Here is a 7,051-nt window from a genome sequence, read left to right as displayed (position 1 = left end):
CCTTTGTTTATATAAGGAATGGTCAAGGAGACATTATCGGTCTGATTAACAATAGCGGTACTAAGGTAGTAAGCTATATATACGATAGCTGGGGCAAGCTTATTAGCATTAAAGATGAAAAGGGTATTGATGTAACTAATAATAAGGAACATGTTGGGTACAAGAATCCTTATAGGTATAGAGGCTATAGGTTTGATAGCGAGACTCGACTCTACTATTTAAATTCAAGATATTACAACCCAGAGTGGGGGAGATATCTGAATGCTGATGCATTAGGCGAAAGCAGAGGTGATTTATTATCTCATAATGTATTTGCATATTGCAAAAATAACCCTATTAATATGACAGATCCAAATGGCTATTCATACGGATGGGTTAAATGGGCTTTGGTAGCAGTAGTGGCTACAATTGTGGTGGCAGCAGTAGTAGCTATAGCATCTCCAGCAACATTTGCAGCAGCTGTAACTATGGGAACTACGGTGATAACAAGAGCATCGCAAATTGCTCAAAATATTTCACAAAGATTTGTTAGGATTGCATCGAGGGCATCAAATACTAGTCCAAAGAGTGTGAGTAAAGCAGAAATTCTTGCTAAAAATAGAGCAGTAGGTGCAGCGGCAGAAAGAATAGCAGCTAAAAAGCTTATTGATGAAGGATATAAAATTGTTGGTAGCCAAGTAAGTGTTAGAACTTCAGCAGGAAGAAGAATAATTGATCATTTAGTTAGTAACCAATCAGGAAATTTAGTAGCAGTAGAAGTGAAATCAGGGAATGCTGTAAGAAGTTCTTCTCAAATTCTTAAAGATAGATTGATTGAAACAGAAGGTGGTATTTTGGTAGGAAAAAATGCTGGTGAACTCTTTGGTCAATATGTTAGAATTAAAACGATAGAAATTCGTATATTGAGGGTGGATTAATTAATGATAGATAAAAAGAGATTGAAGAAAGAAATATTGAAAGAAGTAGCAAATGGACTTAGTAATTATGGTTTTGACAAAAAGGTTTATGGACAGTCGTTTTGGAAAGTAATAGATAATGGTAGGACGATGATTCATATTAGCTTTATTGAACATGATAATGACTTTGATGCTGTTATAAGTGTGAGTATTAGGTTTGATTCTTTGGAAGAAATGATTAATATAGATAACAAATTGCTAACATCAAAAGAGAAACAACAAACTTCTACATTAGGAATTGAATTAGGAAATCTTAATGAAGGAAGACAGAGACGACTAATTATAAATGAAAAATCTAATATAAAGTGTGTGGGTGAAGAAATTTTAAATACAATTAAAAACGTAGCACTTCCGTATATAGATAAGTACCAAAGTATGGAAGATGCTTTGGTGATGATGCTAAGAGATGACCCAGAAGTATGGATATTTTCACCACTACATCATAAGAGAGCAATGAATGCAATAGGATTAGCTAAATTGTTAGGTAAAGATAACATTAAAGAGATTTCAGAGAAAAAAATAGCATTTTTAAAAAGTATAAATGACTATGGATTAAATATGGTTATGAAATTCACCGAAAGAGTGTTGAAGTAAGGTAATGAAGATAAAGTTAAATTGAGAAGATGATGTGTTAAAATGATTAAAAATAGTAGCGAATAAGAAGTTGTTTATAATTTTCTAACAAGGAGTCATACAATATAGCCATCAACCTAAGCAAAAACAATGGTTGATGGCTTTTATAAAGAAATACAAATGGAATACAACAGAATATGAAATCCAATAATTATTATGAATATTTTCTGATGTAAAAGCCCTTAAGTTGATAAAAAAAAAGAAGAGAAGGAGTATTTGTAATACTAAATAAAGTTGCCTTGGATATTACAAATCGTATAGTTAGTTTTGCGCCTGTTACAAAATAAAGAGGTGATAAAACATGAGGTATCTAAAGATAGAATGGATTCATAATTTAGAGCATGAACCAATTATTATATATTCAGAAATTGATGATAAGTATAATGAAATAAGAAAAGTTGAAATTTATAGGGATAATAAAATAGAATATGCGGACTTAAATACCGAATTTGGGGGAACAAGATTATCGGAGGAGCCATTACTAACTTTATCAGAAACAGCTTCAGATAACCAATTTAAACCCATGGAAATAGGTAAACGCGAATTTGAAAAAGTGTGGCTGAAAAGAATACAATGTAATAAATAAAGGTAAGTTAAGGTGGAGCAGCTAATAAAATATAGTGTTCCACCTTTTTATACTATAGTAAAGTAAAATTTTAGATAACGGCTCATCAAATATTATAAGAATTATGGAGGTAAACCCATGACGTTGAGTAAGCTAACAACTGCAGATAAAAAAAGAATTACGCAAGATTGGAACGAATTATTTCCTTCACTGGGTGTATATAAACCTATACATTTGATAAATAGAATAGGCCCAATATTGGTGGGAATTTTGCTTGAAGTTAAGTCATGGAATAACAGTTATATTCCCACATTTCATGTTCATAATTTAGTACGGCCTTTTCCTGTGATTACGTTAGGATTAGCTAGTACTCTTAACAGACAAAGTGTAAGTTTGGAATTCCATGAAAAGAAGTATAGAGAGCTGGCAAAAATTATGAGTAAAAATCTATTAATCCCTTTAGAGGGAGATGTTGAACTAGATAAAGTTCTATCTGGATTCAAAAAATATATAGAAAATCCAACATTTCCGTTTCAGATTGAGGTTTATGAGTATATGATACTTGTAAGTGCATGGTGTGGAAATACAGTTGAAGTACAAAAAGCTATTGACCTAGCAAAGAAAGAAACCTATAATTGGCCAGAACATGTATTTGCTCGTATTGGAGGAGTTGAATCTTGGTTAAATAAACTTAAGGAAGAGGCAAGTGATAGTGAAAAGCTAAAAAAGATATGTGAAAATCAGGTAATTGAATTAAAAGTTGATAAATTACCTTCAAGAAATATTTTATATTAAAATCCATAGTAAGTATAAAATTATTTCGAGGTTATCTCAGCATTATTTGTTTATCGCTATCATAAACCTTAGAAAGTATTATGAAAGAGGGAATAGAATTGGATATTATAAAGATTGTTCTAAAATCGTTATTGATTGCGTAGAGAAGACAAGTAAAATATATTATTCTTGTTATACCGGTATATGTTTAGTTCAATCTGTTAATATTAATCAAATCACTATTGAATGCCATTAATTATATGAGGTAAAATAAGAGTACTTGTGATAATATTTTCTAGGAATAGTAATTATAATAATTTGTAGTAAATGAGGGAGAATAAAAATGTCAGAGAAAAATATAGAAATGATGAAAAAACTAATTGAGGAAAAGAAACAGAAAGGTTCACAAAAGGGAAGTACATTAAGACCACAAAAGAAAATTGGTGGAAGCAAGAAGGCTATCATAAATAATAAAACCGGTGGATTGTTTGATTAGGAAGAAGGAGAAGAATATGAGTAATGCAAAAACACTTTATCCTATAAAAGTAGGGAAAAAATATGGGTACATAGATAATACAGGGGCAGTAGTTATAGAAGCTAAGTTTGACTATGCTGAAGAATTTGAAGGTCAATTAGCTATAGTAGACATTGATGAAAAATTCGGGTTTATAAATAAAGAAGGTAATTTAGTAGTAAAGGCTGAGTATGACGATGTTTATAATTTTAGTGAGGGGCTAGCGGCGATACAATTAGGAAATAAAAGCGGTTATGTTGACAGTGAGGGAAATCTAGTTATTCAATGCCAGTATGATGAAGTAGGTGACTTTTCCGAAGGATTAGCTGCAGTTAAGCTAGGATATAAATGGGGATATATAAACAAGGCTGGGGAAATGGTAATAGAGCCTCAATTTCTAGATGCTTTTGACTTCAGCGATGGCATTGCTGTAGTTCAGCTAGGAGGAAAGTTAGGATATATAGATAAAGACGGCAATTTTATTATAGAGCCTAAGTATGACTCTGCCTATGGATTTTCAGAAGAACTTGCAGCAGTTACAATAAAAAAGAAATGTGGATACATTGATAAATCAGGAAATGTTATAATTCCTGCTAAGTACCATGAAGCAAATGATTTCAAAGAAGGATTAGCGGCAGTAGAAGTAAAAAATAAATATGGCTTTATAGACAAAAAGGGAGAACTAATTATACCGGCTAAGTATGATTGGACTGAGGAATTTTATCAAGGCTTTGCAGCAGTGGCTGTTGGAGAAAAATATGGGTTTATAAATAGAGAAGGAAAAGAAATAATTCCTTTAATATATGATAATGTAGATACAATTAGTGAAGGTTTTGTAGCGGTAGAAGTAGATGGAAAATGGGGATATGTAGATTTAGAAGGTAATTTAGTTATTAGCCCAGCCTTTGATGAGGTAGGTAAGTTTGTTAACGGTATAGCAAAGGTTGAGCTTGGAAATAAAGCTAGCTATATAAATAATAACGGGGAATATATTTGGAAAGCTTAGGTGATATTAAATGGCTAAGAAGACCACTAGAAATAATAAATTATTGAGTATTAATAAGGAAAAGACTTCGCCTAAAATTTACTCCTTGCTATTGAAGTTGGTAAATGATGATAGGGAAGACTTAGCTGAGATGGTGCTAAAGGTTGACTATTTATTAGAATACGCAAGCAGTTCCATAAAGCAAAAGGATTTTGAGGAAGCTAGAGAGGGCCTAGAAGGTGCTAAAACTAGGATAGATAAGCTAAAAAAAGAGGGAGCAGATACAGAATACTTGGAGTATCTCTTTGAAGGAATAGAAAAAAAATGCAAGATGTAGTGGGAGATTGTTGTAAATCAATAAGTTAATTAATTTATAAATACTAGACCACTAGAGAAGGTTATCTCTATATAGAGGAGAAATTTCTATATAAAGATAACCTTTTTTGCATAAAATGAAAATTTAACAAAACCTTTTGCAAAACTAACTTCTCTTAATATTATAGAGGATTAAAAATGAGGGAGGTGATTAGATGGAACTTAAAAATTTAATAGACAGATGTAAGCTTGGTGAAAAGGAGGCTTTTCGGGAATTATTCCAAGGAATTGAGAAGGAAGCACTAGCTACAGCGTATCTTATTTCAGGAAACAGAGGAATTTCAGAGGATATACTTCAAGAAACATATATAAAATGCATTAGAGAAATAAAAAATCTTAGAAATGAGGGGGCCTTTAAAACTTGGTTTTTTAAAATTATGATTCGAACTGGATGGGATTTATGTAATAAACATTCCCGTATAGTGCCAGTAGATATAGAAAATCAAAGGCAGGTGCACTTACATGGTTTCCAGTATGAAGATGACATTGCAAATTGTGAGCTTAAACTTACTGTGCACAATGCCATTAATAAACTGAATGATAAATTAAAAGCAGTTGTTATTCTTTATTATTTTAATGACATGAGTGTAGAGGAAGTTGCTAAGATCTTGGGGTGTTTTAAGACAACTGTAAAATCTAGATTGTTTTATGCAAGGAACCAGTTAAAGGAGGAATTACAACATTCCTTTAGTGATGATTATAATTTTAAAAAAATTAATGGTAGGGAGTGTGACCACGGTGTGTAATGATTTATTTGATGAAAAGTTTAAGTCATCATTAAATATAAGTAATTACTATGAAAAACCTTCTAAAAATATATTTGAGCAGGCATGGAGCAATAGAACTAACTTAGAGAGTAAGGCAAGTAAATCTAAGTTAACGAAGAAAATAGCTGCAAGTTTTATTCTTTGTACAATTCTTTTTTCCGGAATAGCTTTATCTATGTCTAGTGATGTAAGGGTTTTAGCTAAAGAGACTTATAGAACTCTAAGGAGTATTTTTATCCTAGAAAAGTCAGGAGATGACTATAAAATTGTTGAAAAAAGTGAAGAATACTTAATCCCAGTGTATAACTATGGAGGAATGTTAATAACGGATTCAAACAGAAGTAAATTTGAAAAAAGAATAGGTTTTTCGATATACTTACCTGAAAAAATTGCAGAGGACTTTCAAATTCATACTAACTCAGGCAAACCTGATATACAGGCTTGTGTAAGTGTATATAATATCAAATTAGATGATGCTGAAAAGTTATCACAAAACTTTTACGAATTTATAAGTAAGGATGTCGAATCAAATGAAACTAAAAAGTTTGAAAAGAAGCTTAGTGTATATAGCTGCTATTCTGATAACAAAGGGCATAATTATTTATTAAGTATGGAGAAAAAAGATAAATCAACAAGGGAGACAGAAAGAAAAGATAAATTTAAGGAATTAAACATTGAAAACATAAAGTGCAAGGTTTTAGAGAGTACTAGAACTTTTACAAAAGCTGGGGGAAACTTATATCTTAGTGATATCAAAAGCAAACCGGATGAAATTGTTAAAGTAAAACATATTCAGTGGGAAGCTGACGGTATAAGCTTTAGTTTAATAAATCTTAATAATAATGAAACAGATATTGATAATGCTTCTAAGTTTATTAAAGAATATATGAAAACTTATAAAAATAAAGAATAGGTTCAGGATTTTCTATTAAGAGTAAAAGTAGCGGTTTATAAATTGTCATTTAATTAGAGAACTAGGTTTAGAAAGATTCTAAGCTTAGTTCTTTGCTATTTGTAATTGTACTAGTCAAATTAAGTACATCAGTTATATAAATCACTAGAGGATTATCAGAGTACAAGAAAACTGTGTCTAGTGTGTCAATGCATTAGATATTTAGGTATTATGAGATAATCGATGTATATACTAGATAAATCTTAACGATTGTACTAAGCTTATAAATATGTTGATGATAAAGGTGATAGAATAACATTCGTTGCCTGATAAATGGCAAGCAAGTGAGCAAAAAATAGTTAACAAAATATGTTGGCAGAAATAATTGTTCATAATAATATGTAAAAGTTGTCAATAAAGATTGAAAATAAAAAATATTAAAAATTTTATTGACAAAGCAAGATGAAAATGATAAGATATACAAGCAGTCGAGTTAAATCGACATGATCCTTGAAAATTAAACAGAGTAAAGATAAGATAACTTATTTTTGAATAAACCAGCAATTCTTTAATGAATCTTCTCAATAAAT

The 7,051-nt window shown here is 30.9% G+C and carries 9 protein-coding genes; all 9 read left to right on the top strand.

What is annotated here, in order from left to right; translation table 11 throughout:
• A partial coding sequence (locus N4T77_RS19790) for an RHS repeat-associated core domain-containing protein (RefSeq protein ID WP_315903189.1) occupies positions 1-917 on the top strand: 917 nt, incomplete at its 5' end.
• A gap of 3 nt (positions 918-920) precedes the next feature.
• Positions 921-1,550 carry a hypothetical protein gene (locus N4T77_RS19785; protein WP_261673585.1) on the top strand — a complete coding sequence of 210 codons (630 nt, stop codon included), beginning with the start codon at positions 921-923 and terminating at the stop codon, positions 1,548-1,550.
• A 340-nt stretch (positions 1,551-1,890) separates the two neighbouring features.
• Positions 1,891-2,175 (top strand): DUF6881 domain-containing protein, encoded by a 285-nt coding sequence (locus N4T77_RS19780; RefSeq protein ID WP_261673584.1) that lies wholly within the window; start codon positions 1,891-1,893, stop codon positions 2,173-2,175.
• 117 nt (positions 2,176-2,292) lie between these two features.
• Positions 2,293-2,949 (top strand): hypothetical protein, encoded by a 657-nt coding sequence (locus tag N4T77_RS19775; protein ID WP_261673583.1) that lies wholly within the window; start codon positions 2,293-2,295, stop codon positions 2,947-2,949.
• Between the two features lie 322 nt (positions 2,950-3,271).
• Entirely contained in the window at positions 3,272-3,424 is a 153-nt protein-coding gene (locus N4T77_RS19770) for a hypothetical protein (protein WP_261673582.1), read from the top strand.
• Between the two features lie 16 nt (positions 3,425-3,440).
• A complete protein-coding gene (locus N4T77_RS19765; RefSeq protein ID WP_261673581.1) occupies positions 3,441-4,448 on the top strand; it encodes a WG repeat-containing protein in 1,008 nt (335 codons plus the stop codon).
• A 10-nt stretch (positions 4,449-4,458) separates the two neighbouring features.
• Positions 4,459-4,764 carry a hypothetical protein gene (locus tag N4T77_RS19760; RefSeq protein ID WP_261673580.1) on the top strand — a complete coding sequence of 102 codons (306 nt, stop codon included), beginning with the start codon at positions 4,459-4,461 and terminating at the stop codon, positions 4,762-4,764.
• Positions 4,765-4,957: 193 nt separating this feature from the next.
• Complete coding sequence (locus N4T77_RS19755) at positions 4,958-5,548, top strand: RNA polymerase sigma factor (RefSeq protein WP_261673579.1); 591 nt, start codon at positions 4,958-4,960, stop codon at positions 5,546-5,548.
• Positions 5,541-6,482 (top strand): hypothetical protein, encoded by a 942-nt coding sequence (locus N4T77_RS19750; protein ID WP_261673578.1) that lies wholly within the window; start codon positions 5,541-5,543, stop codon positions 6,480-6,482. Before N4T77_RS19755 ends, N4T77_RS19750 begins: the two co-directional genes overlap by 8 nt.
• The last annotated feature ends 569 nt before the right edge of the window (positions 6,483-7,051 follow it).

The sequence above is a fragment of the Clostridium sp. CX1 genome (assembly GCF_025398335.1).
In the GTDB taxonomy this organism is placed as follows: Bacteria; Bacillota; Clostridia; order Clostridiales; family Clostridiaceae; genus Clostridium_AM; species Clostridium_AM tanneri.
Note: the sequence above shows the minus strand (reverse complement) of the source record. Positions and strands in the feature narration are given on the sequence as shown.